We start from the raw sequence: 24804 nt of genomic DNA on the forward strand, positions 1-24804 counted from the left end.
TGCTATGCCTGTGACAATAGAGGATCCAGCAAAGGCCGCATTCACACATGACCGCTGTTCAATCGGAACTGATTTCCGCTATCAGAAGCATTCCGGACTATCCGAAGCCCGGCGTCATGTTCCGCGACATCACGACCCTGCTCGGCAACCCGCGGGCATTCCGCCGGGCGATAGACGAGCTCGTCCATCCCTATGCCGGTACCAAGGTCGACAAGATCGCCGGCATCGAGGCGCGCGGCTTTATCCTGGGCGGCGCGATTGCGCACCAGCTTTCGGCCGGCTTCATACCCATTCGCAAGAAGGGAAAGTTGCCGCACGACACGGTGCGGATCGCCTACAGTCTGGAATACGGCGTGGACGAGATGGAAATGCACAGGGACGCGGTCGCTCCCGGCGACAAGGTGATCCTCGTCGACGACCTGATCGCCACCGGCGGCACCGCCGAAGGCGCCGCCAAGCTCCTGAAGCAGATGGGTGCGGACATCGTCGCAGCCTGCTTCATCATCGATCTGCCTGAGCTCGGCGGACGCAAGAAGCTCGAAGCGCTCGGCGTCAATGTGCGCACGCTCATCGAATTCGAGGGGCATTGAGCCCACCGGTTCATAGGCTAGGACCAAACAGCTGGCCCCGGCCCTTCAAGCGAATTCGATGACCTTGCTCTCGAAGCGGATGACCGGCTCGCCGTGCTGGTTCTCGCCCTCGCAGAGGATCGTGTTGATCCGCCAGCCGGGTCGCGAGGCGACGATCCGGGCCTCCAGTAGAGTGACCGCATAGGTGATCGTGTCGCCGGCATAGACCGGCTTCAACCACCTGAGTTCCTTGAACCCGGGCGAGGGGCCGAGCTTCGGCGCGTGCAATCCCTCGGCTGCAAGGCGGCGGATCTCCTCCTTCCAGAACCGCAGGAAGCACTGCATCCAGCCGGCGCTGGTATGCCAGCCGGAGGCGCAAAGGCCGCCGAAAAGCGACTGTCTCGCCTGCTCCTCATCGACGTGGAAGGGTTGCGGGTCGAAATCGCGGGCGAAGCGGACGATGTCCTCCGCGGTGAATGTCAGGCTGCCGGTGACGACCTTGCGCCCGGCCTGGTAGAGCTCCTCCAGCGTCATCATGCGCGCGCCTCCCCATTGCGGCGCCTGAACATGACAGAGCATTCCGAAACCGCCACGGCTTCGCCGCTCTGGTTCTCGATCTCGTTGCGAAACTTGACGAGGCCGATCGCGGGCTTGGTTTTTGACGGGCGCGCCTCCAGGACCAGGCTGAAGCCTGAAAGGATATCTCCGGCAAGGACCGGCTTCTTCCACTCCATGAAGTCGATGCCCGGTGAACCTTGCGAGGATGAATTGCCGAGAAAAGCCTCGATCATCATCCGCATGCCGACCGCGCTCGTGTGCCAACCGGAAGCGGCGAGGCCGCCGAGAATGCTGCTCTTGCCGACCTCTTCGTCCAGATGCATAGGCTGCGGATCGAACTCACTGGCGAAGGCGATCATGTCGTTGGCCTGCATCAGGACCGGGCTGTAGTCGAAACGCCGGCCCTGAGTGAAATCCTCGAAATACAGCATGCCTCATTCTCTCCTTCACGCCGCCGCGCGTCCTGACATCCTAACAAAGGCCGCCCTTACGTGGCTTCAGCCTGGCCGATTTTCCAGGTTGCGCATGTCGATTGTTCATTGGATCACCTCACTGAAAGTCGTGCGTGGCAACTTTTCCGGCAAGGATCCGCCCGTGACAGATTTGAACAAGGCCCTGGCGGCAGCCGCCGAAAAGGGACTCATATCAGCCGATCGTGTCAATGATCATGATGCTTTTATTTCGGCGCGGGAGTGATTGCCGGATCGGCAAAGGCCGTAGCAAGGCGGCCATGACGAGACACTTTGGGCATGCCGTCCGGCGTTCGCCGCCCATGCAGGTTCTGCAGCTGGATCACGATGATTTTAGGCCGGGCCGACCTGGAATCATGAACGTGATCGGTTCTGACAAGTTGAGACGCGGGACGCGAGAGGAAAACCGCACACAGGTTTTCCTCATCCGCTCTATGTATTGAACCGGAAATGGATGACGTCGCCGTCCTGGACGACGTATTCCTTGCCTTCGTCGCGAGCCTTGCCGGCCTCCTTCGCGCCGTTTTCGCCGCCATAGCCGATATAGTCGTCATAGGCGATCGTGTTGGCGCGGATGAAGCCGCGTTCGAAATCCGAGTGGATGACGCCGGCGGCCTGCGGCGCCTTGGTGCCGCGCGGGATCGTCCAGGCGCGCGTTTCCTTCGGTCCGACCGTGAAATAGGTGATGAGATCGAGGAGCTTGTAGCCGGCGCGGATCAGCCGGTCGAGGCCGGCTTCCTCGAGACCGAGCGCCGCGAGGAATTCCTTCGCTTCTTCTTCCGGCAGCTGCGCCACTTCGGACTCGATCGCCGCCGAAATGACGACGGTTTCGGCGCCCTGCTCCCTGGCCATCTTCTCGACGGCGCGCGTATGCTCGTTGCCGGTCGCGGCGTCGCTTTCGGCGACGTTGCAGACGTAGAGAACCGGGTGCGAGGTGAGCAGGTTGAGGCTCTGGAGAATGCGCAGCTCATCGGCGTCGAGCTTGGAAAGCAGGGTGCGCACGGGCTTGCCTTCCTGCAGCAGCTTCAACGATGCTTCCATGATGGGAAGCTGCGCCATCGACTCCTTGTCTTTGCCGGTCGCACGCTTGCGCGTCTGTTCGGCACGCCGTTCGAGGCTGTCGAGATCCGCGAGCATCAGCTCGGTCTCGATGGTGTCGGCGTCTTCGACCGGATGGATACGGCCTTCGACATGGGTGATGTCGTCATCCTCGAAACAGCGCAACACGTGCACGACGGCATCCACCTCGCGGATGTTGGCGAGGAACTGGTTGCCGAGGCCCTCGCCCTTGGACGCGCCGCGCACCAGCCCGGCGATGTCTACGAAGGAGATGCGCGTCGGGATGATCTCCTTCGACTTGGCGATGTCGGCGAGCTTGCGCATGCGCGGATCGGGCACGGCGACTTCGCCGGTGTTGGGCTCGATCGTGCAGAACGGATAGTTCGCCGCCTGCGCCGCCGCCGTCTTTGTCAGTGCGTTGAAGAGTGTGGACTTGCCGACATTCGGCAGCCCGACGATACCGCATTTGAAGCCCATGGCTGAAACCCGTCGTTCCTGATTGCTTGGCCGTGGCTATGGGATAAAGGAGAGGGACGGTCAAGCTTTTCGCGCATTTCCGATTGCCTCCGGAGGCGAGTTTCACTTGAATGCGCGGGATCGGAGGGCGATATTGGCAATACTCGACGCGGAAAACGCAGCGCGGTTTGCCACCCCGCAGCCGGCGCGGCCGCCAACGCTTTTCTCATGTCATCGACGGCGGATTATCGATGAGCGACAATGATGTAGCCGCAAAGCGCCTGACCAAGCCGAAGCTCGAGCGGCCGAAGCTCTACAAGGTCCTGCTCGTCAATGACGACTTCACGCCGCGGGAATTCGTGGTCATGGTGCTCAAGGCCGTTTTCCGCATGAGCGAGGAGGCGGGCTACCGCGTGATGATGACGGCCCACAAGATGGGCACTTCGGTCGTGGTGGTGTGCGCGAAGGATGTCGCGGAGACCAAGGCCAAGGAGGCAACCGACCTCGGCAAGGAGGCGGGCTTTCCGCTGTTGTTCACGGCAGAGCCGGAGGAGTGAGGCAGCGGCCTGCGCGGTTGGAGCGGGTGCGGGCGGAAAACCGCTCCCACTTTTCCTAATCCCCTTTCGGCCCGAACATCTTCTTCAGCATGTCGGCCATAGGGCCCGTCACCGGCAGCTTTTTCGGCTGGGCCGTGGTACGTGCCTGATGGATATGGGATTGCGCCGCCTGCTTCTTCACAGCGACGGGCTTTTCCGTCTCGGGCTTGCCTCCCGTTGCCAGTGCGATCTTGTTCATGAGCTGCGAATCCTCGCCCTTCACCAGCATCGCGGCATTGTCGGCGATGGCCTCGAGCAGGAGCGAAAGCCAGGCCTGGTCGGCCTTGGCGAAATCGCCGAGCACATGCGCGTGGACCAGATCCTTGACCCCCGGATGGCCGATGCCGAGCCGCAAACGGCGGTATTCCTTGCCGCAATGGGCGTCGATGGACTTGATGCCGTTGTGCCCGCCGTGGCCGCCGCCGGTCTTGATCCGGGCCTTGCCGGCGGGAAGGTCCAGTTCGTCATAGATGACGACAATGTCCCTCGGCGCGAGCTTGTAGAAGCGCATCGCGTCGCCGAGGGCTTCGCCGGAGAGGTTCATGAAGGTCTGCGGCTTCATCAGCAGGACGCGTTCGCCGTCGATCTCTCCTTCGGAGATCTCCGACTTGAATTTCCTCGACCAGGCGGAAAAGCCTTGGCGCCGCTGAATGGCGTCGACGGCCATGAAGCCGATATTGTGGCGGTTGCCGGCATATTTCGGGCCGGGATTGCCAAGTCCCGCGATGATCAGCATGCGGCCAAACTCCTGATGCTCCGCCTCTGGGCAGTGGCGATGCAGAGCGGTTGCGGGCACGCCTGCCCCTCATCCCGCTGCCGCGACCTTCTCCCCGTTCTGACGGGGAGAAGGGGTATGCCGCGCCCTCTCAGGTCCCCTCTCCCCGCAGGCGGGGAGAGGGTTAGGGTGAGGGGCGAACCTTGCCCCGTCAAGTCATGCAGCCACCCCAAATCACCGACATCGAGGCGAGTCAATGCCAATCTCGCCGCCAGCTGAGGGTGCACCGTTTCAAAAGAAAACCCGCCCCACGAAAATGGGACGGGTTTCTTTCACTCGGGGGGCGGCACGGCCCGGATCGGGCGACCGCTTGAAGCAGAGATCAAGCCTCTTCTTCGCCGCCCTCGGCTTCTTCAGTCGGTTCGGCTTCCTGCGTGCGGCCGGTGATCGTGGCGACCGTGAAGTCGCGATCGGCGATGACCGGGGTCGCGCCTGCGGGGAGCTTGACGTTCGAAATGTGGACGGTGTCGCCGATCTTAAGGCCGGTGAGGTCGACCGTCAGGGATTCCGGAATGTTGTCCGCGGAAACGTTCAGCTCGACTTCGTGACGAACGATATTCAGTGCGCCGCCCTGCTTGAGGCCCGGGGACTTCTCTTCGTTTTCGAAGTGAACCGGAACCTGAACGGAGACCTGGCTGCCCTTCGAAACGCGAAGGAAATCGACGTGCATGGTGAAGTCGCGAACCGGATCGAGCTGATAGTCCTTCGGCAGGACGCGGATCTTCTCGCCGTTGACGTCGATCGTCGCAACGGTGGTCATGAAACCGCCGGCATGGATCTTCATCGTCACGTCCTTGGTGGACAGTGCGATGGAAAGCGGGGGCTGCTTGTCACCATAGATGACAGCCGGAATAAGACCGTTGCGGCGAAGTTCACGGGAGGACCCCTTACCAACCCGATCGCGCGTCTCGGCCTTGAGCTCGTAAGTTTCGCTCATAGGTAGACCTTTCTGTGTTATTTGGAGAGTTCGTCCGTCAAAGGCGGAAAAACCTGAAGCCGCCGGGCGGCTTCATCCGCGTTGCCTCCAAGGGTGTCTGCGCGGACGCGGGGTCCATAGCCGAGAACGGGCTTAAATGCAAGGCGCGGCGTTAGGCCGAGCACGCATCACCCCTTACCCTTGGCGAAGCGCGCCAGAGCCAACATCAGGCCGCCCGCGACAAGGCCCCAAAAAGCCCCGGACACGCCGGCGAAGCCCACGCCCGAGGCAGTGACGAGAAAAGTGATGGCGGCCGCCTCTCGCGTTTCGGCATTCGTGAAGGCGGCAACTGCGGAGCTCGAGAAGGCGCCGATCAGCGCGAGGCCGGCAACCGCCTCGATCAGCACCGATGGCGCGAGGCTGACGAAGGTCGTGACGGCTCCGGCCAGGAGGCCGAAGACGACGTAGGCGATGCCGGCATTGATCGCCGACCAGTAGCGGCGGGCGCGGTCGGGATGGGAATCGGAGCCGGCGCACATCGCCGCGGTGATCGCCGCAAGATTGACCGCATGTCCGCCGAAAGGTGCGCTCAGCAGCGTGAAGAGCCCGGTCGTGGCGAAGAGGGGACCCGGATCGGGGTGGTAGTCATTCACCTTCAGGACCGCGATGCCGGGAATGTTCTGCGAGGCCATCGTGACGATGAAAAGCGGAAGAGCGATGCTGATCAGGGCGGAGGTGCTGAAGGAAGGCGAAACGAACTCGGCCTGCGGAACGAGCGCGGCGGAGAGCCCGGCCAAGGCGCCCTCCGGCATGTCTATCCCAAGCGCGACGACAAGAACGAAGGCGATGAGCGCGGCCGGAACGGCATAGAGCCTGCTGACGCTGCCGACGACCGCCCAGGCAAGAACGATCGGCAGGCCGAAGAGGGGATTGAAGGCGATCGCCTTCACCGGCGCGAAGCAGAGACTGAGGAGCACGCCCGCAAGCATCGCATTCGCCAGCGCCGGCGGAATGGCGGACACGATCCTGCCGAGCGGCTTCCACAGGCCGGCGATGATGATCAGCAATCCGCAGACGAGAAAGGCGCCCACGGCGGCGTTGAATCCGCCCTCCACCACGCCGGAACTCGCGAGCAGGGCCGCGCCCGGCGTCGACCAGGCGATGCTGACGGGAAGCCGCGTGACGGTGCTGACGAGGATGGCGCAGACACCCATCGAGATCGACAAGGCCATCAGGCCTGAGGCCGCCTGCGCCTCGTTCGCGCCGACGCCGGTAAGGCCGTGCAGAACGACCGCAAAGGAGCTGGCAAAGCCCACGAATGCAATCAGCACGCCCATGAACAGGCTTTGGACGGAGAAATCACGAAGCATGGCTGACAACCGGATGTTGCGACGAGTCGGGAATATCGTTTCGAGTAGCACATCATCCGGCCTGTCGATACCGCCTGTCGGTACAGCCCTGCCGAGTGCCCTCGGTGCGGGGAGAAAGACTTTAGTCAGGGTGGACCTGCCGCTGGATCGATGTCTATAGTTAGAAAGGGGGAATATGCCGTTGCAGAGTTCGGCGCCCGTTTGCGCCGCAGAACGCTGTCCAGGCGGAGGAGGAAGCGTGGATTCTTTCCGCGCGCTTCGCTTGTGAGCGTCGATCAGCCACGGGTCGGTTGGCCCGGTCGCCGCGATCCAGGGAGGGAGCGAATGCCTTCAATCAGGGACCACTCCGAGCGGGTCTACCGCATCGCACATCAGTCTTCCGCTGCGGTGACTTCGCCGGTCGCTGCATCGTGGCGCCGTTGCATGACGCTGCACGGCCTGGCGCCGGAGGAAGCGCGTTCGCCCTGGCGTCTTTCGGAGATCGAGTTCCGGCAGGCGCGCGAAAGCTCCGGCGCCCTCATCGCAGAGGCGGCCGGCGAGCTCGACCGGCTGTTCGCCACTGTCGGCAAGGCCGGGTGCTGCCTGCTGCTTACCGACGGAAAGGGCGTTGCACTGGAACGACGCGGGGCCGGCGGCGACGATGCGGACTTTCGCGGGATCGGGTTGTGGTCGGGAACCGTGTGGAGCGAGGCGAGCGTCGGGACCAATGGCATCGGTACGGCGATCGCGGACGAGCGTCCGGTCCTCATCCAGCGCGACCAGCACTTCCTCAGCCGCAATATCGGCCTGAGCTGCGCCACGGCGCCGATCCGTGACGAGAGCGGCAAGCTCGCCGCGGCGATAGACATCTCCACCTGCCGTGACGACGCATCCGAGGCGACGCTTTCGATCCTCTCGCAGGCGGTGCGCGATGCCGCGGCGCGAATCGAGGCCAATCTTTTCCGCCGCGCTTTCGTCGGCGCCCGCATCGTTCTCGTACCCGTCGACCGGGCGGGACCTCCATTGCTTGCGGTCGACCGTGACGATCTCGTTCTCGGCGCGACGCGGGCTGCCCGGCTGTGGCTCGGGCTCGACGACGAGCGTATCGCCGCCGGCGTCCCGGCTTCCGACCTGCTTCAAGAAGACCTCCCGGGCGAGGGCGGCGAATTGCCGGACGCGGAACGTGCGGCGCTGCGCCGCGCGCTCTCCCGGGCGAAGGGCAACGTATCCATGGCGGCCGATCTCCTCGGCATCAGCCGCGCGACCCTCTACCGCAAGATGAAGCGATTGGCCCTGAACTGACAGCATCGCGATGGGCGAGGGGACTTCGCGGGGTGCGGCTTGTCCCTTCGCCCCGCTTGCGGGAAGAAGGTGCCGGCAGGCGGATGAGGGGCAGGTCCCAGCGGACGATGCTGCGACGCAGCAGCGCAGCAGGCGCCCACCTGTCGCAATTCTGAAACAGTCGATGCCATCAACCGCGGCGCCGCCCTACCGGAAATGCGCATTCGGCCTCACTCTTCCTTCCACAGCAACCGCACCGCTGTCTATTCCAAGGGAGGAAGTCCATGCTGCATCAGAAGATCGTCGAGAACCCCTACAAGCAGAAATACGGGAACTTCATCGGCGGCGAATGGCGCGAACCCGTTGCAGGCCGCTATTTCGACAACACGACGCCGATCACCGGCGGCACGCTTTGCGAGGTCGCGCGTTCGGACGCCGCCGACATCGAGATCGCCCTCGACGCGGCGCACGCCGCAAGGGAGAAATGGGGCCGGACCTCGACGACGGAGCGGTCGAACATTCTGATGAAGATCGCCGCCCGCATGGAGGACAATCTGGAGCTTCTGGCACGGGCGGAAACCTGGGACAACGGCAAGCCGATCCGCGAGACGATGGCCGCCGACATTCCGCTGGCGATCGATCATTTCCGCTATTTCGCGGCCTGCATCCGTGCACAGGAAGGCTCGATCGGCGAGATCGACCACGACACCGTCGCCTACCATTTCCACGAGCCGCTCGGCGTCGTCGGCCAGATCATTCCCTGGAACTTCCCGATCCTGATGGCCGCCTGGAAGCTTGCGCCGGCGCTTGCCGCCGGAAACTGCGTCGTGCTGAAGCCGGCCGAGCAGACACCGGGCTCGATCCTCGTCTGGGCGGAACTCATCGGTGACCTCCTGCCGCCGGGTGTCCTCAACATCGTCAACGGCTTCGGCCTCGAAGCGGGCAAGCCGCTCGCCACCAGCCCGCGCATCGCCAAGATCGCTTTTACCGGCGAGACGACGACCGGACGGCTGATCATGCAATATGCCAGCCAGAACCTCATCCCGGTCACGCTGGAGCTCGGCGGAAAGTCGCCGAACATCTTCTTCGCGGACGTCGCCAGCGAGGACGACGACTTCTTCGACAAGGCGCTGGAAGGCTTCGCCATGTTCGCGCTGAACCAGGGCGAGGTCTGCACCTGCCCGAGCCGGGCACTGGTACAGGAGAGCATCTACGACCGCTTCATGGAGCGGGCGGTAAAGAGGGTCGAGGCGATCCGGCAGGGCAATCCGCTCGATGAAGCAACCATGATCGGCGCCCAGGCTTCGAGCGAACAGCTCGAGAAAATCCTCGCCTATATCGAAATCGGCAAGGAGGAAGGTGCCGAGGTGCTGACCGGCGGCGGGCGCAACGTGCTCGAAGGCGATCTTTCCGGCGGCTACTACGTCAAGCCGACCGTATTCCACGGCCACAACAGGATGCGCATCTTTCAGGAGGAGATTTTCGGGCCGGTCGTGTCGGTCACGACCTTCAAGACGGAAGCCGAGGCGCTGGAAATCGCCAACGACACGCTCTACGGGCTTGGCGCCGGCGTGTGGAGCCGCGATGCCAACCGCTGCTACCGCTTCGGCCGCGCGATCGAAGCCGGCCGGGTCTGGACCAATTGCTACCACGCCTATCCGGCGCACGCCGCCTTCGGCGGTTACAAGCAGTCCGGCATCGGGCGCGAGACGCACAAGATGATGCTGGATCACTATCAGCAGACGAAGAACATGCTGGTCAGCTACAGCCCGAAGGCTCTCGGCTTCTTCTGATCCGGCCGCTGTATCTTCCCTGGATGCGGGCGGGGCCGTGCAATCGTCCTCGTCCCGCTTCAGCGTGATCCCTCCCGGCCGGCTCCCGATGCTTCATCGGGGGCCTTCCGGCTTCTGCGAATGAGGAGATGCAAATTGAGCGACGGTGCAACGGAGCCGCGCGTGCTTGCGACGGATGCGGCGATCGACCTCATCCGCGAAATCCGGCGCGATCATCCGGATATACTCTTTCATCAGTCGGGCGGCTGCTGCGACGGCTCGTCGCCCATGTGCTACCCGGCGGACGATTACATCGTCGGCGACAACGACGTGAAGCTCGGCGAGATCGACGGCGTGCCCGTCTATATCAGCTCGAGCCAGTACGAGGTCTGGAAACACACGCAGCTGATCATCGACGTCGTGCCCGGCAGGGGCGGCATGTTTTCGCTGGATAACGGCCGGGAGAAGCGCTTCCTCACCCGCTCGCGCCTGTTCGGTGGCGGCGAGGTTTGCCTGGTGCAGCCCCGCGGTTGACCACGGGAAATTTGTTCGCTTTTTGTTCGGTTCGTGCTATCGCTGGTCATCTTCAAACGGCGGATGACGGGGCATGGAAAAGCAGCAAGACAAGCATCTGAAATTCCGCGCCTTGCACGATCGCGAGGGCGCTTTCGTAATTCCCAATCCCTGGGATGCAGGTTCTGCGCGCATTCTCGCGGCGGTCGGCTTCGAGGCGCTGGCGACGACGAGCGCCGGGCTTGCCTTTGCCATCGGCCGGAGGGATTCGGCGGCGGCTCTCTCGCGCGACGTCATATTGCAGAATGCCCGCGATATCGTCGAGGCGACCGAATTGCCTGTATCCGCGGATCTGGAGGACGGCTTCGGCAAGGATCCCCTGTGCTGCGCCGAAACGATTTCGCTGGCGGCAGGCGTCGGGCTCGTCGGTGGCTCGATCGAAGACGCAACCGGTGATGCCGCCGATCCGGTTTTCGAGTTCGGCCTGGCCGTGGAACGTGTTGCCGCCGCCGCGGAGGAAGCCCGCAAGCACCCCTTTATCCTGACCGCGCGGGCCGAGAACTTCCTGTGCGGACGGTCTGACCTCGACGATACGATCCGGCGCCTCGTCGCATTCGAGGAGGCCGGTGCGGATGTCCTCTATGCGCCGGGGCTTCCTGACATCGAAGCGATTCGCACGGTCTGCTCTGCCGTCAAACGCCCGGTCAATGTGGTCATGGGGCTCGCCGGGCAGGTCTACACAGTGGAACAGCTGCAGGAGGCGGGCGTGAAGCGCATCAGTGTCGGCGGCTCTTTTGCACGGGCGGCCCTTGCGGCACTCATGAGCGCGGCACGAGAGGTCAAGGAGCACGGCACTTTCACCTATGCGAAAAGTGCCATGCCCGCCCGTGAGGCAGCATCATATATGCTGGACGTCAAAAGGTGATGCCGGCCGCGTCTTGACGAGACGCTCGGCGTCGTAAACGTCAATCGAACAGGCTCGATACCGATTCTTCCTGGCTCGTGCGGCTGATCGCCTCGCCGAGCAGTGCGGCGGTCGAGATCACACGGATATTGTGCGCCGACTGCACTGCCGTCGTCGGCTGGATCGAATCGGTGATCACCAGTTCTTTCAGCATCGAGGACGTGACGCGCGCGACGGCGCCGCCGGAGAGGACGCCGTGGGTGATATAGGCGGTGACGCTGGTCGCACCGTTCTTCAGCAGTGCCTCGGCGGCGTTGCAGAGCGTACCGCCGGAATCGACGATATCGTCGATGAGGAGGCAGTCCTTGCCGTTGACTTCGCCGATGACGTTCATGACTTCCGATTCACCGGGGCGGTCGCGACGCTTGTCGACGATCGCCAGCAGACAGTCCAGCCGCTTGGCGAGGGCCCGGGCACGCACGACGCCGCCGACATCCGGCGAAACGACCATGACGTTCTTGAGATTGTAGTTCTCCTTGACGTCTCGCGCCAGGATCGGAATGGCGTAGAGGTTGTCGGTCGGGATATCGAAGAAGCCCTGGATCTGGCCGGCGTGCAGGTCGAGGGTCAGAACGCGGTCGGCACCGGCTTCGGTAATGAGATTGGCGACCAGCTTGGCGGAGATCGGCGTGCGAGGACCGGGTTTTCGGTCCTGCCGGGCATAGCCGAAATAGGGGAGCACGGCGGTTATGCGGCGAGCTGAGGAGCGACGAACCGCGTCGATCATGATGAGAAGTTCCATCAGATGATCGTTCGTGGGGAAGGATGTCGACTGGACGATGAAGACGTCCTCGCCGCGCACGTTCTCGCCGATCTCGACGAAGATTTCCTGATCGGCGAAGCGCCTTACTGTGGCTTTGCCGAGCGGCAGGTTGAGATAGTTGCAGATCGCTTCGGCCAGCAGCCGGTTCGAATTGCCTGCGAAAACCTTCATTGACGGTCCGCCTTGAGCTGGCGCGGCCACGTCCGGTCGTCCGGGGGGTGGGTTCTCCGCGCAGATTCCGTGAGCCATTCCGATTGCGGGCAATCACTGCGGACGGCCGCTGTCAGAGCTGATCGGCCGCTTTTTAGCGTCCTTGAAGGTGAATGCAAGGGGATTGCTGCGGCGCAGCGCTCAATATCCGAAAAACTTTGCGTCAGCCGGCCAGGATGACGGCGATTCCGGGCCGGTTGGCCGAAAATCGGAGAACGCGGGCAAGCGGAGCCCGAGCGGAGGCGCTATCCCGCGGTCGACCGACGCCATTCGACATAGGCGTCGATCGTCTGGCTGGCGATCGCCTCCATCGTTTCTGCCGGGACGGCGCTCCAGGGGTCGGCCGCGGTCTTTCCAACGGAGTCCTGTCCCTGGATGCGGTGCAGGCGATTGCCGCTGCCGTCGAGTATGTCCCAGACATAGACGACCGTCGTCTTGCCGCCGTCGTTGAGCGCTGAAAAATATCCCTTGAGGATATGGTCGCTGGTTTTGTCGGTGGAGCTTTTGATCGCGAGCCCCTGGCTGCGCGCCGAGGCGCCGAGCTGCTTCGAGAGCGGCGTGACTGCCTGGACCGGCGCGCCGATGATCGGCAGAAAACGGATTCCGCCCGAGCCCGTCGTAGCTGCTGCAGGCGATGCGGCGGCTTGCTGCGTTTGCGCGGGCGCCTGCGTTGTTTCGACCGGTGTGGGCTGCTCGCCGCCATTCTCTTGCGTCGCTTCTTCCACAGGCGGTGCCTCATGCCGAGCGATCTGGGTCGGCGCCGCCTGAGGCTGCATCGTCTGTACCGGTGCTTCACCGCCGGCGAGACGGTTAGCCTGGCCTTCCAGCGTGCCGGCCGGGTCGGTGTAGTCGCTATAGCCGACATTGCCGGCTGCGTGCTGCGGTGGCGGGCCTGAAATGTTCGGCTGCGCCGCGAAGGCGGCCGAGCGGCCCGGCGGCACGCTTTCCACCGGCATCACCGCGGTCTGCGCCGACATGGCGTCGAGATCCGACTGGGTCACCGGAGGGGAGCGGAAACTGCCTTCGCCCACGTCCACCTGCGGGATCAGGGCGTCTGTCGTGTTGCAGCCGGCCAAGGCTGCGGCAAGGCCAAGGCTTGCGATCGGATTGATCTGCTTGCGCATCGTTCCCACCGTCTCCGCTCGAACATCCCGGCGCCGGATGCGGCGGCTGCAGCGCCGGCGCGCCCTATTGGACGCGCAAAGGTCGCTGCAGCAGGATCAGCCGCCGGCGCGTTCTTCACTTCCGACGGAAATCATAGGGCGATTTCCTTACGCAGATATGAAGTCCAGGCCGTAGCGCGAGAGCGGGCGGGGGGTGTCGGCCGTGGTGAGATAGGTCTGGCCGAGCGTCATGGCGGTGCCGCTGTCCGAGTCCATGATGATCATGTGGACGAAGAGGGACATGTCCGGCTCGATCTCCTGCGGATTGCCGATATGGAACATCTGGTGCTCCATCCAGGAGGGCGAGAAGCGTGCGCCGAGCGAATAGCCGCAGGCGTTCAGACGGTGCCGGGCAAGGCCGCGCTCGTCCATGATCTTGGCATGCACGTCGAAGACGGTCCCGAACGTATTGCCGGGTCGAAGCACCATTTCGATAGCCTGGATCGTTTCCCGGCAGGCGCTGTAGAGCTCGCGGTGACGGTTGGTGGGCTCGCCGATCACGACCGTGCGCATCATCGCCGCATGGTAATGGGCGCTGACACCGGCCCATTCGAGCGTGAGCTGATCATTGGCGTCGAGGTTGCGCCGGCCCGCCTTGTAGCGGCAGAGCAGTGCGTCGGCCCCGGAACCGATGATGAACTCATTGGCCGGATAGTCGCCGCCGCCGGCGAAAACGGCGCCCTGCATGGCCGCGAGGATATCCGCCTCGCTGCCGCCCGGGCGGATGAGTGGCAGCGCCGCGTCGAGCGCGTCGTCGGCAAGGCTCGCCGCCTTCTCGACATGAGCGATCTCCGCCGGGCTCTTGATCAGACGCAGGCGGCTGACGAGCAGCGACGCGTCGACCAGTTCCCCGAAAGTGGAGAGCTGGTGGTCGACGAGGCGCGCCGTTCTTCCGGTCATGCCGTGCGTGTCGTATTCGACGCCGATGCGGCGGCCGAGGAGATCGAGTTCGCTGAGCAGGTTCTTGAGGTCCATGGCCGGATCGGCATTGACCCGATCCACCCATATCTCGATGCGCTCGATGTTCGACGTATGACGCGCCTGGCGCAGGTCGGCCGAACGGGTGAGCAGGACCATCGAACCATCCCGCTTGACCACGAGCGACTGGAAGAAGCAATAGCCGAAGGTGTCGTAGCCGGTCAGCCAGTACATGCTCTCCTGCGCGAAGAGCAGTATCGCGTCGAGCTTTTCTTCCTGCATCCTGGCCGTGAGCCGCGCCAGGCGGGCCGCATATTCTTCTTCGGCGAAATGAAGCGCCATCTCAAACCTCCCGTATGGAAATCGCTGATATCTGCCGCCCGTAATCAGGCTCCTGCCTGTGCGTCGTTCGGCGATAGGAGAAGAAGCGGTCTTCGTCCGCATAGGTGCAGATGCCGAGGTTTTCCGCAGTCACGCCGGCCTCGGCCAGCCGCCGGACCGTCAATCCGGGAAGGTCGAACATGGCATGGCCGTCGCGGCCCGACGGCGTGAAAAACGACGCATAGCTTGCCTCAGTGGCGACGAAGCGGGCTACGAATTCGGGGCCAACCTCGTAGTGGCTCCGGCTGATCGACGGGCCGAGGCAGGCGATGATGCGCTCGCGGCGGGCACCGAGCGAGATCATAGCCTCGATGGTGCTTTCGAGCACGCCGCCGAGCGCGCCCTTCCATCCGGCATGGGCGGCACCGATCACGCCTGCTTCCGGATCGGCGAAAAGGACCGGGCCGCAATCGGCGGAGAGAACGCCGAGGACGATGCCGGGCGTTGCCGTCACCAGCGCATCGGCATCCGGCCGCGCGCCGTCGTAACCGGCGTCGACGATGATCGCGTCCGGCGAATGCACCTGGTGCACCGTGGCAAGCCGTCGTGGCTCCGCGCCGAACCAGCGGGCGACCCGGGCTCGGTTCTCGCCGACCCGTTCCCGCTCGTCGTTCGAGCCGAGACCGACATTCAAACCGCGGTAGATGCCCTCGGAGACCCCTCCCTGGCGCGTGAAATAACCATGTGCGATTGCCGGGCCTGCCTTTGCGCCGAAGAGCGGGCTCTGCACAGGGGATAGCGAGGCATCATCCTGCATTCGGTGTTTTCGCCCTCGTGTTTTCTAAGCTTCGTTGGAATTGAGGGCGCGTTGCGGCCCGTCGACTTGCAGCTGATTTGCCGGCGCGATGTTGACCCGGCAGGCGGGGACTGTCAATCGCCCTGCCGGGGCGAGGGACCCGAGGCGGCGCACGGCCGGCGCTAAGACGCCTTCTTCCGGAAGGGCGCCAAGGCGACTTCCGGACTGCTTACCACCAGCACCTTGAACAGCTCTCCCATCTTTCCCGCGCCGGAGCCCGCAAGCCGCTCGACATCGTCGCGGATGCTTTCCTGAGTCGTCTCGTCCTTGTCCCGGCCGAGGGTCGAGGCGCGTTCCAGGAGGCCGAGGCCGACCAGGAAATCACCCTGACGGGCAAGTCCGTTGATCTGCACGCCCTCCGCTTTCGCACGGCTCGCCAATTGCTCGAAATCGACGTGGCTGGTCAGGTCGGCGAGACCGGGATTGGCAAGCGGCGGATCATATTCGTGATTGCGGACGGCCTGCAGCGTGTCGCCGTAGCCGGTTGCCAGATGGCCGTAGTCGATAATGATCGCCGTGCCGCCGCCGGCGCGGAGGCGCTCGCAGAGCGCGGCCATCACCGCGTCGCGGGCGGGGGAGATCTCGAAGATCGTGCCTTCCGCGATGGCTGGCGCGGGAGAGGGCAGCAATGCGGGATCAATGCCGGCAATGCCTGCAGCAAAGGTCAATCGGCCCTCCGCATCGAGGCCGACCATGCGCTCACGAAACCCTTGTGCGGTCCGCACGAACTGACGGATCGGAATTGCGTCGAAAAGTTCGTTCGCAGCCAGGAGCAGGAATCCGGAGGGGAGGCTGTCGAAGCTCTCATGCCAGCGGACCTTGCCTTCGTGTTCGGCCAAGGTCTCGGCCTGCAGCCTGCGAAGCCGGTCGCTGGTTTCGACGAGATGAACGGTCGCTGTCCGGTACAGTGCCGGCGCCAGCCGCCGGATGACGCGGAGCATGTCGGACATCATCGTGCCGCGGCCCGGACCGATCTCGGCGATAATCGCGTCCTCAGGCGTGCCGTGCTGCTGCCATGCATGCACGAGGAATATGCCGATCATCTCCCCGAAGAGCTGGCTGATCTCCGGCGCGGTGGTGAAGTCGCCCGCCCGTCCGAACGGTTCGCGGACGCGATAATAGCCGTGCTGCGGATCGGCAAGGCAGAGGGAGAAATAGTCGGTCACGCTGATCGGCCCGTTGGTCCGGATCAGCGCCTCGATCTTGTCGGCGAGAGGATTCGTCATGACTTGTCCAGTCAAGCGGCGGCAGCCGCGCTGCGCGCCCGCGCAATGGCCCAGATACCGACCAGTGCCATCGGCAGTGAAAGCACCATGCCCATGGTAAGCCAGTCTCCGGCAAGATAGCCGATCTGTGCGTCCGGTTCGCGGAAGAACTCCACGAAAATGCGGCTCGCGGCATAGCCGCAGACGAAGATGCCGGTGACGAGGCCGGGCATTTTCAAGGCTCTGCGGCGATAGACGAACCAGGCGAGCACGACGAGAAGCACAATGCCCTCCAGGGCCGCCTCGTAAAGCTGACTCGGATGACGGGCGAAGGGGCCTCCCGTCGGGAAGACGACCGCCCAGGGCATCGAGGACAGGCGGCCCCAGAGTTCTCCATTGATGAAATTGGCGATGCGCCCGAAGAAGAGCCCGATCGGCACCACTGCTGCCACGACGTCGAACAGGCTCCAGAGGGGGATCGCGTTCCTTCGCGCAAAGATGATTATCGCCAGGGTCGTGCCGAGAAGGCCCCCATGGAAGGACATGCCGCCGTTCCAGATCTGGATCGCGCGGACGGGATTCTCGAGGATGGAGCCGAGATCGTAGAAGAGGATGTAGCCGATGCGCCCGCCAAGCACGATGCCGCCGGCCGCCCAGAGCAGGAAGTCGTCGAGCTGTGCCAGGTTGAAGGGGGCGGTGCCGTTGCGCCAGAGCGAAGCGTTCTGGATTATGCGGCGCGCATAGAGCCATCCGAGCAGTATACCCGCGACATAGGCCAGCCCGTACCAGCGCACGGCGAGCGGCCCTATCGTGAAGATGACGGGGTCGATTTCGGGGAAGGGTAGGATGGCGAGGCGGGTCGCGATTGTTTCCAAGGTCTTCTCTCGTGCCGGACCGATGATTTCGGCGGAACATGACGAGCGAATCCGGCGCGGTCAAGCACCCGCTGCCGCCACGCAACGACGCTCCAGCCTCTTTCGAACGTAGAAAGGTAGCCGCAGCGCGCTATACTGCCCCATTGCCTCATCGCGAATTCAAGGGTCCTGGAGAACGATGAGCGGCGTCGCGGACGTCATTTTCCTTGCATCCTCACTCCGGGGACCCTACCTGAAATCATGAGCTCCGCCGCATGTGGCGGGATGGAAATGGAGACCGGAAAGATGAGCACAGGCGCCAACCGTATTCTCGATGATCTCGCCCGGCTGATGACGGATGCGGCGGGCGCGGCCCAAGGGGTGCGGCGCGAGGTCGAGGCGGCATTCCGGGCGCAAACCGAAAACTGGCTGAATTCGCTCGATGTCGTGAAGCGCGAGGAGTTCGAAGCGGTCAAGGAGATGGCCGCACGGGCACGGGACGAAAACGACGCTCTCCTTGCTCGCATCGAAGCGCTGGAAGCACGTTTGGCCGCGACCGGTCCGGCGGCCGCCGACATCACGACGGGCAAGTAAAAGAACCTGCCTCACGCCGGCCTTCGATCGTCGTCGACCATCGAACCGCGTGCCTTTGCGGTTCTCACGGAGGCGGATGCGGCGCGGGGCCAATCGGTCACCCCGCCGTCGCCCGACGCATTTCACTTCGCTGGCGTCACGGTTAACAAAAACTGAAAAGTTTTCCACCTGTGGACACTGGCAAAAAACCTTTATCGCAGAGTCGTTTAAGCAGCCGCGCTGAATCAGAATCATAGCGCGGGGCGCTATTCTTCCCGGCAATTTTTAGGCTCAGGGGCTGGCACGCTGACTCTGCCGTTATACACTGATTTTAAATGATGATTCGACACGGACCATGCAAGCTCCGGGCAGGGTAAGTAAGCCAGGATAGTCGCAGGTCCAGCAATCATAGTGTGTTCGTATCCGGTACTGGGTTTGCAGTGTTGCGTCCTGTAAGCGTGACTTTGCGCGCCTTAGCCGCGCCTTTAGGGTGATGCATGAGCCTTTTGGAAATGGAAGCCGAGCGCCAGTCCAACCCGGTCGATATGATCGAGTTCGTTGCCGCGAACAATGACTGGTCCTTCGAGCGATCCGGCGAAGACGAGATCGCCATGACCGTCGAAGGCAGGTGGGCGGACTACCATGTTTCCTTTTCCTGGATGGAGGAGTTCGAGGCGCTGCATCTGGCGTGCGCCTTCGACATCAAGGTGCCGGACAGCCGCGCAAACGAGGTGATCCGGCTTCTGTCCCACATCAACGGTCAGGTGCTGATGGGTCATTTCGATCTTTGGCGCCAAGAAGAAGTCATCATCTTCCGGCAATCTCTGTTGCTCGCCGGTGGAGCGGAACCGACGAACCAGCAGGTCGAGGTGCTCCTTTCGAACGCGCTCGACGCCTGCGAGTCCTATTTCCAGGCGTTCCAGTTCGTCGTTTGGTCGGGCATGGATGCGCAGCGCGCGGTCGACGCGGTATTGTTCGAGACCGTTGGGGAGGCATGAAGTGAGCATTGCCGTTTCGGGTCCGATCGTGCTCGTCGGCGCCGGCAATATGGGCGGCGCCATGCTCGCGGGCTGGCTGAAAAGCGGAGTGCGTAGCAGCGACGTTCTCGTCATCGATCCGGGCCCGTCACCGGCGATGGCAAAGCTCCTGGCGGATAGCGGTGTGCAACATGCGACCTCCGCTCCGGCGGGCGGTAAGGCGGGCGCGATCTTCCTCGCGGTCAAGCCGCAGGTGATGGAAACGGTGCTGCCACCCCTGAAAGGGCTCGTCGGTCCGCAAACCGTGATCGTTTCAGTGGCCGCCGGCAAGACGCTGGGTTTCATCGAGCGGCACCTGGGTGAGGCGGCGACGGTGCGCGCCATGCCGAATACGCCGGCCATGATCGGACGCGGTGTGACCGGCGCCTTCGCGAATGCTCGCGTCAGCGAGGCCCAGCGGGCGCTGGTGCATGATCTGCTGAAGGTCAGCGGCCCGGTCGAATGGGTCGGGAGCGAAGCGGATATCGATGCCGTGACCGCCGTCTCCGGCAGCGGCCCGGCCTATGTCTTCTATCTCGTCGAGTGCATGGCGGAGGCCGGGCGCAAGGCCGGACTCGAGGCGGACCTAGCCATGCGTCTTGCTCGGGAAACCGTCGCGGGGGCTGGTGAACTCCTCCATCAGTCCCCCGACGATGCAGCGCGCCTGCGGCAGAACGTCACTTCGCCCGGCGGTACCACGGCGGCTGCGCTGGCGGTATTGATGGCGGATGACGGCATGCAGCCGCTCTTCGACCGGGCCGTTGCGGCGGCGCGCAAGCGCGCGGAAGAGCTGGCCGGGTAATTCCTGGCGAGACAGCGTGTCCCGCAATTCACTCTGAAGTTGTCGCAATCGTTCACGCTTTTGGTCGTATGTCGAATCGGCCCATCGACGTGATCCGGGGAACATTCATGACCGAAATCATTTCCTATGCCGATTTCGAGCGCGTCGACATTCGTGTCGGTACAATCGTAGAGGCGGAGCCCTTTCCCGAGGCACGCAAGCCGGCAATCAAGCTCAAGATCGATTTCGGCCCTGACATCGGCATCAAGAAATCCTCCGCGCAAATCACGGTGCACTACAGGCCCGAGGAACTCGTCGGCAGGCAGGTTCTGGGTGTCGTCAATTTTCCGCCGCGCCAGATCGGCCCCGTTCGTTCCGAGGTGCTCACGCTCGGCTTCGAAGACGAGGCCGGCGCGATCGTGCTCGCATCCACCGACAAGCCGGTGCCGAACGGCAAGAAGTTGATGTGATCTTCCCCGTATTTACGTCGGCACACGCACCGTCGCTCGCAGGCCGCCGAGGGGGCTGTCTGCGAGCGTGACATTGCCGCCATGGCTGCGGGCGATGTCGCGGGCAACGGCGAGGCCGAGGCCGGTGCCGGAACTGTCGAGATTGCGGGCCTCGTCCAGGCGGAAGAACGGTTTGAACACGTCTTCGCGTGACCGTTCGGGAATGCCCGGTCCGTCGTCATCGACGGTGATGGTCAACCATTTCGCGCTCTGGCGCGCCTCGATGTGCACGGTGTTCGCATAGCGATAGGCGTTGGACGCGAGGTTGGAGACGAGCCGCGTGAAGGCGTTCGGCCTCACGTGAATTTCGTTCTCGCCCTGGATCGCGGTTGTCAGCGTCTTGCCATACAGCTCCGCCTCCGCCGCAAGCCTGGCCATCAGATCGCTGAGTTTCAGCCGGCCGACATCCTCTTCCGCGTCTCCTCGGGCGAAGGCGAGATAGCCTTCCAGCATGTTCTGCATGTCCTCAACGTCCTGGTTGAGGCTCTCGAGGTCCGGATTGTTGCCCACAAGTGCCAGCTGCAGCTTGAACCGGGTCAGGATCGTCCTCAAGTCGTGGCTGACGCCGGTCAGCATCGCGGTGCGCTGTTCGATCTGGCGCTCGATCCGCTCGCGCATCAGGATGAAGGCGAGACCGGCGCGCCGGATTTCATTGGCACCCCGCGGTGCGAAATCGTCGATCTTCTGTCCCTTGCCGAAGCTCTCCGCTGCGCTTGCCAGCGCCAGGATCGGCCTGATCTGCCCGCGCAGGAAGAGAATGGCGATCGTCAGCAAGACGAGCGATGCGCCGACCATCCAGACGAGGAAGATGTGTGTGTTCGATGCATAGGCCTGATTGCGGCGGGCATAGACCCTGAGAATGCGGTCGTCTTCAAGCTTGATCCGGATTTCCACGATCTTCGAATTGCCGACGGTATCGATCCAGAAGGGACGCCGGATCTGGTCCGAAATCTCCTCGCTGAGGATCTGGTCGAGGATTTCGAAGAAGGGCTTGGGACGCGGCGGCGGCAGCTCTCCGCCCGGCTCGACGGTTATGTTGAGGTCGAGCTGATCGCGGGCGATGCGGACGATCTGGTCGATATCGCCCTCCCGCGGGAAGGTCGTGATCAGGTCGACGATGGCGGCGATGTCGTTGGTCACCGCCGAGGAGAGGCGCTGGGTGACGAGTTGCCAGTGCCGCTCCATGAACACGAAGGCGACCACGGACTGTAGCAGCACCATCGGGATGACGACGATCAGAATCGAGCGCGCGTAAAGACCCATCGGCAGCCGGCGCCGCAGCCAGCGGACCACGCGCTTCCAGCCGCCGTCCGCGGGTGTCGTTCCTTCGCGCTTCAAACCGTCAAAGCTTGCCATGGCCCTTGATCCGGCCCTCGTTTCTGGCCCATCGTCAGTCAACGCTCAGCCGGTAACCGATGCCGCGAACGGTCTGCAGCCATACGGGGTTGGAAGGATCGTCCTCGATTTTACGCCTTAGCCGGTTTATCTGCACGTCGATCGTGCGCTCGCCGACCTCCGCGTCGTCGCCGATCAGCTCGTGGCGCGGAATGGTTTCGCCGGCGCGCTGCGAAAACAGCGTCATGATCTCCTGCTCACGGTCGGTGAGGCGAATATGGTCGGCCCCGCGGCGCAGTTCCTTGCGCACTACCGAGAAGGTGTAGGGCCCGAAAATAACCTGATCGACCTTGTGTGTCTGTGTCGGCTGGTTGCGGCGCAGAATGTTGTTGATGCGGAGCACGAGTTCGCGCGGCTCGAAAGGCTTCGGCAGGTAGTCGTCGGCGCCCGCCTCCAGCCCTTCGATACGCGAATTCGCCTCCGCCAGGGCCGTCAGCATGATGATCGGCACGGACTTGATCTGCCTGAGACTTTGCGTCAGAGCGATGCCGCTTTCCCCCGGCATCATCACGTCGACGACCAGAAGATCGAAATCGATGCCTATCAGCTTTCGCCGGGCCTCGTCGGCATCGGCTGCCGTCGTTACGCGAAATCCCTGTTCGACCAGATAGCGGTTGAGCAGGTCGCGGATGCGCCGGTCATCGTCGACGACCAGAAGATGCGCCGCATCGTCGGAGACTGTCGCCTTTGCTATCATCATTCGGTACCCTCATTGCCGGTCAAGCCGGAAAGGCTGCGCCAAAAATGCCGGAGACCGTGCAGCACATGCGCCGCGGTCACCCATTCTCATTCAAGGGGCTACCCGTTTTGCCACGAACGACGAGCCGACGTCCAATCAGACGCGCACAGGTCGCGTAACATTTTGAATCGTTGTGTGACTCTCGGGCGCCTTCCCTGCAGTGCCGCACGTCCGGCGGACGCGCAATGGCCGCTGTAGCACTTAAGCCGCTGCATGTTTTTCTCCTTCAATGGGCGAGGATCAAACGAAACATGCAGTGGATCAGCCCGCAACGTCATTCATCATATTGGCGAGAAACCGCTTCACGGTTTCCCGCGCACCCGGTCCGGCCTTTGCCAATGCATCGGCTATGCGGCGGGACTGTGGCTCGGCAAGCGCCCGCGCCAGGGCCTGGCCGTCCGGTGTCGTGTAGAGCATGCGCTGCCGCCGGTCTTCGGGACCGGTCACCTGCCGGATATAGCCGGAATCGATCAACTGCTTGAGGACGCGGGCAAGGCTCTGCTTGGTGATCTTCAGCGTTTCAAGAAGATCCGCGACCGTCATGCCGGGTTCGCGGTTGACGAAATGCACGACGCGATGATGCGCGCGGCCGAATCCGCTCTTCTCGAGAATGGCGTCCGGGTCGCCGGTGAAGTCGCGATAGGCAAAGAAAAGCAGCTCGATGATCTCGAAATCTATCGTGTCCACATCTTCGCCAGCGCTGTCGCTTATGCTCTTGTCCCTGATCTGGCCGACCACGCGGTCATATCCTTTCAATCGAAATGCCGTTCGAAACATACCGCAATATATGTCAGTTTGGTTGACATATTTCCATCGAGTCGCAGGCATCCAGATCGAAGACGTGCAAATTTACGCATATCGCGCCTCGGCGATACGCAGAAAAGGCGGCCGCAGCCGCCTTTTGCCTTGCGATGGATATCGCCTGAAGGCTCACGCCTGCTTGCCGACGAACTGCCCGACAATGCCGTTGAGAACGCCGCCGCCGATGAGGGCGCCGATGGCCTGCATGGCCAGACCGGTCGCGGCGGCCTCTCCACCAAGCATCTGGATCAGGAACCCGCCGCCGAGGCCGCCGATGGCTCCGACGATCGTGCGTGCCACGACTCCGAATGCCTGCTGCTTCAGCATGGCGCTGGCCGCGTTTCCGCCAGCTGCCCCCGCAATCAACTGGGTAATGATAGGCACTAATGCTTCCATCGATCCCTCCGTCCTGCGACCCCTCATCCAGAGCCGCGACATACCGGACAACCCGGCACGGGAAGGTTGAAGCTGAAGGGGAGATTTGTCAATTTTGCCACCACTGGTGTCGGCCACAGGTGACGATCCGGAAGCGGGGCTGGGGGATAGTCGTTTGAGTTGTTTCGGGAATTCGTTTCGGGGCGCGCGAGAGGGCACGAGGAGCCGCGAAGCCGCACCACTCGTGCCCTCTACTCTCGGCGCGTTTTGGACGGGTGATTCGCCGTGACGCAGCGTTCTGCAATTGACGCTGCGCCACCATGCCTTTTCCCTTTTCGCTGACGCTCAGCGATAGACGTAGACGACCCTTCTTGTGCCCGGATCGACAAGGACGGGCTGGCCATTGATGGTCACGTACTGATACTCGTAATCAGGAATGGGCTGGACGGCCACCGTGTTCGGCAGCGTGGCGCCGACCACGGCTTCGCCCTCTACATAGACGGTGTCGACCGGATTCTCGGTGATATAGGTGCGCACCGTGGGAGGCGGAGTCACCGCTTCGACCTCCTCGACCGGACCCACCAGTTCGAGCGGTTCGGACGGCGCCACCACGGTCTCGCCCTCATAGGCGACCGTAGGGACCGAGAGTTCCGTGCGGCGCTCCTGGATAATGGCGGTCGTGCCGCCCATGTCCGTCGCCAGGTAACGGGCGTAAGCCCAGCCGCGCAGGCCGTTGACATCTATGCGGCACCAGTTGCTTCCCTCCATGCAGCCATCGAGCACGGCAGCGCTGCCGCGTGTGGCGACGCCGACCGCAGGGTATTGGGGGCCCGGTCCGGCACGCACATTAAGGTCCGTCAGCGTCGTTGCGCTCATTTCGGCATAGGCTGCGGGAATGGCGGCGAGCATCGCACCGGCTGCCAAAGCCGCTCTGAGCGGGGCCGCTTTGAACAGAGTCGGAGAGAGAGTCTTCATCATCTTGCTCCTCTTTCATTTGCAGGCCAGAACGCGCCGCGGCTCAGGGATGTTCCCCCCGTGACATCACGA

The 24804-nt window shown here is 63.3% G+C and carries 28 protein-coding genes; 11 read left to right on the forward strand and 17 right to left on the reverse strand.

The annotated features are described in order from the left end of the window. The first annotated feature begins 47 nt into the window (after positions 1-47). Entirely contained in the window at positions 48-590 is a 543-nt protein-coding gene (locus tag M1D34_RS03255) for an adenine phosphoribosyltransferase (protein ID WP_028010466.1), read from the forward strand. A gap of 45 nt (positions 591-635) precedes the next feature. On the opposite strand, the gene M1D34_RS03260 is transcribed toward M1D34_RS03255, so the two are convergent. Beyond that, positions 636-1106 (reverse strand): MaoC family dehydratase, encoded by a 471-nt coding sequence (locus tag M1D34_RS03260; protein ID WP_010969877.1) that lies wholly within the window; start codon positions 1104-1106, stop codon positions 636-638. Beyond that, positions 1103-1558 carry a MaoC family dehydratase gene (locus tag M1D34_RS03265; RefSeq protein WP_003534506.1) on the reverse strand — a complete coding sequence of 152 codons (456 nt, stop codon included), beginning with the start codon at positions 1556-1558 and terminating at the stop codon, positions 1103-1105. The genes M1D34_RS03260 and M1D34_RS03265 overlap by 4 nt, the downstream gene beginning before the upstream one ends. Before the next feature lie 94 nt (positions 1559-1652). Here M1D34_RS03265 and M1D34_RS03270 point away from each other — a divergent pair, with 94 nt between their 5' ends. Beyond that, a complete protein-coding gene (locus tag M1D34_RS03270) occupies positions 1653-1823 on the forward strand; it encodes a hypothetical protein (protein ID WP_318880858.1) in 171 nt (56 codons plus the stop codon). A 206-nt stretch (positions 1824-2029) separates the two neighbouring features. Here the strand turns inward: M1D34_RS03270 and ychF are convergent, their stop codons facing one another. Next, the gene (ychF, locus tag M1D34_RS03275; RefSeq protein ID WP_010969876.1) at positions 2030-3133 is read right to left on the reverse strand and encodes a redox-regulated ATPase YchF; all 1104 of its coding nucleotides are present in this window, start codon (positions 3131-3133) and stop codon (positions 2030-2032) included. Positions 3134-3363: 230 nt separating this feature from the next. On the opposite strand from ychF, the gene clpS reads away from it, so the two are divergent. Next, the gene (clpS, locus tag M1D34_RS03280; RefSeq protein ID WP_003534512.1) at positions 3364-3669 is read left to right on the forward strand and encodes an ATP-dependent Clp protease adapter ClpS; all 306 of its coding nucleotides are present in this window, start codon (positions 3364-3366) and stop codon (positions 3667-3669) included. A gap of 55 nt (positions 3670-3724) precedes the next feature. Here clpS and pth read toward each other — a convergent pair whose 3' ends face one another. The 3 genes from pth to M1D34_RS03295 form a co-directional block, all read right to left on the reverse strand. Further along, positions 3725-4444, reverse strand: coding sequence for an aminoacyl-tRNA hydrolase (gene pth / locus M1D34_RS03285; protein ID WP_498780635.1), 720 nt, complete (start codon positions 4442-4444; stop codon positions 3725-3727). Between the two features lie 361 nt (positions 4445-4805). Continuing rightward, the gene (locus tag M1D34_RS03290; protein ID WP_003532863.1) at positions 4806-5420 is read right to left on the reverse strand and encodes a 50S ribosomal protein L25/general stress protein Ctc; all 615 of its coding nucleotides are present in this window, start codon (positions 5418-5420) and stop codon (positions 4806-4808) included. Between the two features lie 167 nt (positions 5421-5587). Further along, on the reverse strand, positions 5588-6769 hold the full coding sequence (locus tag M1D34_RS03295; RefSeq protein ID WP_498780637.1) for a benzoate/H(+) symporter BenE family transporter: 1182 nt from the start codon (positions 6767-6769) through the stop codon (positions 5588-5590). 324 nt (positions 6770-7093) lie between these two features. Here M1D34_RS03295 and M1D34_RS03300 point away from each other — a divergent pair, with 324 nt between their 5' ends. From M1D34_RS03300 to M1D34_RS03315, 4 genes are all read left to right on the forward strand, one after another. Continuing rightward, positions 7094-8050: a helix-turn-helix domain-containing protein gene (locus tag M1D34_RS03300; RefSeq protein WP_498780639.1), complete on the forward strand. Its 957-nt coding sequence runs from the start codon at positions 7094-7096 to the stop codon at positions 8048-8050. 263 nt (positions 8051-8313) lie between these two features. Beyond that, positions 8314-9822, forward strand: coding sequence for an aldehyde dehydrogenase (gene adh, locus M1D34_RS03305; RefSeq protein WP_010969871.1), 1509 nt, complete (start codon positions 8314-8316; stop codon positions 9820-9822). 135 nt (positions 9823-9957) lie between these two features. Continuing rightward, a complete protein-coding gene (locus M1D34_RS03310) occupies positions 9958-10335 on the forward strand; it encodes a DUF779 domain-containing protein (RefSeq protein ID WP_003532871.1) in 378 nt (125 codons plus the stop codon). 73 nt (positions 10336-10408) lie between these two features. Next, positions 10409-11239 (forward strand): isocitrate lyase/PEP mutase family protein, encoded by an 831-nt coding sequence (locus M1D34_RS03315; protein WP_498780642.1) that lies wholly within the window; start codon positions 10409-10411, stop codon positions 11237-11239. Between the two features lie 40 nt (positions 11240-11279). Here M1D34_RS03315 and M1D34_RS03320 read toward each other — a convergent pair whose 3' ends face one another. The 6 genes from M1D34_RS03320 to lgt form a co-directional block, all read right to left on the reverse strand. Further along, entirely contained in the window at positions 11280-12212 is a 933-nt protein-coding gene (locus M1D34_RS03320) for a ribose-phosphate pyrophosphokinase (RefSeq protein ID WP_003532875.1), read from the reverse strand. A gap of 284 nt (positions 12213-12496) precedes the next feature. Continuing rightward, positions 12497-13375 carry a hypothetical protein gene (locus M1D34_RS03325; RefSeq protein WP_498780644.1) on the reverse strand — a complete coding sequence of 293 codons (879 nt, stop codon included), beginning with the start codon at positions 13373-13375 and terminating at the stop codon, positions 12497-12499. Between the two features lie 147 nt (positions 13376-13522). Further along, positions 13523-14674 (reverse strand): M24 family metallopeptidase, encoded by a 1152-nt coding sequence (locus M1D34_RS03330; protein ID WP_498780646.1) that lies wholly within the window; start codon positions 14672-14674, stop codon positions 13523-13525. 1 nt (position 14675) lies between these two features. Beyond that, positions 14676-15470 (reverse strand): peptidoglycan editing factor PgeF, encoded by a 795-nt coding sequence (gene pgeF / locus M1D34_RS03335; RefSeq protein WP_010969870.1) that lies wholly within the window; start codon positions 15468-15470, stop codon positions 14676-14678. A gap of 161 nt (positions 15471-15631) precedes the next feature. Next, positions 15632-16735 (reverse strand): class I SAM-dependent methyltransferase, encoded by a 1104-nt coding sequence (locus tag M1D34_RS03340; protein ID WP_498780648.1) that lies wholly within the window; start codon positions 16733-16735, stop codon positions 15632-15634. Positions 16736-16746: 11 nt separating this feature from the next. Further along, positions 16747-17589, reverse strand: a complete 843-nt coding sequence (lgt, locus tag M1D34_RS03345; RefSeq protein WP_010969868.1) for a prolipoprotein diacylglyceryl transferase — start codon at positions 17587-17589, stop codon at positions 16747-16749. A gap of 285 nt (positions 17590-17874) precedes the next feature. Between lgt and M1D34_RS03350 the strand changes: the two genes are divergently transcribed. The 4 genes from M1D34_RS03350 (at position 17875) to M1D34_RS03365 (ending at position 20408) form a co-directional block, all read left to right on the forward strand. Further along, positions 17875-18162 carry an accessory factor UbiK family protein gene (locus M1D34_RS03350; protein WP_010969867.1) on the forward strand — a complete coding sequence of 96 codons (288 nt, stop codon included), beginning with the start codon at positions 17875-17877 and terminating at the stop codon, positions 18160-18162. 476 nt (positions 18163-18638) lie between these two features. Beyond that, entirely contained in the window at positions 18639-19139 is a 501-nt protein-coding gene (locus tag M1D34_RS03355) for a type III secretion system chaperone family protein (protein WP_003532890.1), read from the forward strand. A gap of 1 nt (position 19140) precedes the next feature. Beyond that, positions 19141-19959 carry a pyrroline-5-carboxylate reductase gene (gene proC, locus M1D34_RS03360; RefSeq protein WP_318853459.1) on the forward strand — a complete coding sequence of 273 codons (819 nt, stop codon included), beginning with the start codon at positions 19141-19143 and terminating at the stop codon, positions 19957-19959. Between the two features lie 107 nt (positions 19960-20066). Further along, positions 20067-20408 carry a tRNA-binding protein gene (locus M1D34_RS03365; RefSeq protein WP_010969865.1) on the forward strand — a complete coding sequence of 114 codons (342 nt, stop codon included), beginning with the start codon at positions 20067-20069 and terminating at the stop codon, positions 20406-20408. A 12-nt stretch (positions 20409-20420) separates the two neighbouring features. Here the strand turns inward: M1D34_RS03365 and M1D34_RS03370 are convergent, their stop codons facing one another. The 5 genes from M1D34_RS03370 to M1D34_RS03390 all read right to left on the reverse strand — a co-directional run bounded on the left by M1D34_RS03370 (position 20421) and on the right by M1D34_RS03390 (position 24732). Next, positions 20421-21803: an ATP-binding protein gene (locus M1D34_RS03370; protein WP_003532899.1), complete on the reverse strand. Its 1383-nt coding sequence runs from the start codon at positions 21801-21803 to the stop codon at positions 20421-20423. Between the two features lie 34 nt (positions 21804-21837). Then, positions 21838-22542: a response regulator gene (locus M1D34_RS03375; protein ID WP_003532900.1), complete on the reverse strand. Its 705-nt coding sequence runs from the start codon at positions 22540-22542 to the stop codon at positions 21838-21840. Positions 22543-22842: 300 nt separating this feature from the next. Continuing rightward, complete coding sequence (locus tag M1D34_RS03380; protein WP_017263267.1) at positions 22843-23358, reverse strand: MarR family winged helix-turn-helix transcriptional regulator; 516 nt, start codon at positions 23356-23358, stop codon at positions 22843-22845. Positions 23359-23511: 153 nt separating this feature from the next. Further along, on the reverse strand, positions 23512-23778 hold the full coding sequence (locus M1D34_RS03385) for a hypothetical protein (RefSeq protein WP_010969864.1): 267 nt from the start codon (positions 23776-23778) through the stop codon (positions 23512-23514). Between the two features lie 324 nt (positions 23779-24102). After that, the gene (locus M1D34_RS03390; RefSeq protein WP_164819143.1) at positions 24103-24732 is read right to left on the reverse strand and encodes a DUF1236 domain-containing protein; all 630 of its coding nucleotides are present in this window, start codon (positions 24730-24732) and stop codon (positions 24103-24105) included. Positions 24733-24804: the final 72 nt, after the last annotated feature.

The organism is Ensifer sp. D2-11 (genome assembly GCF_054161295.1).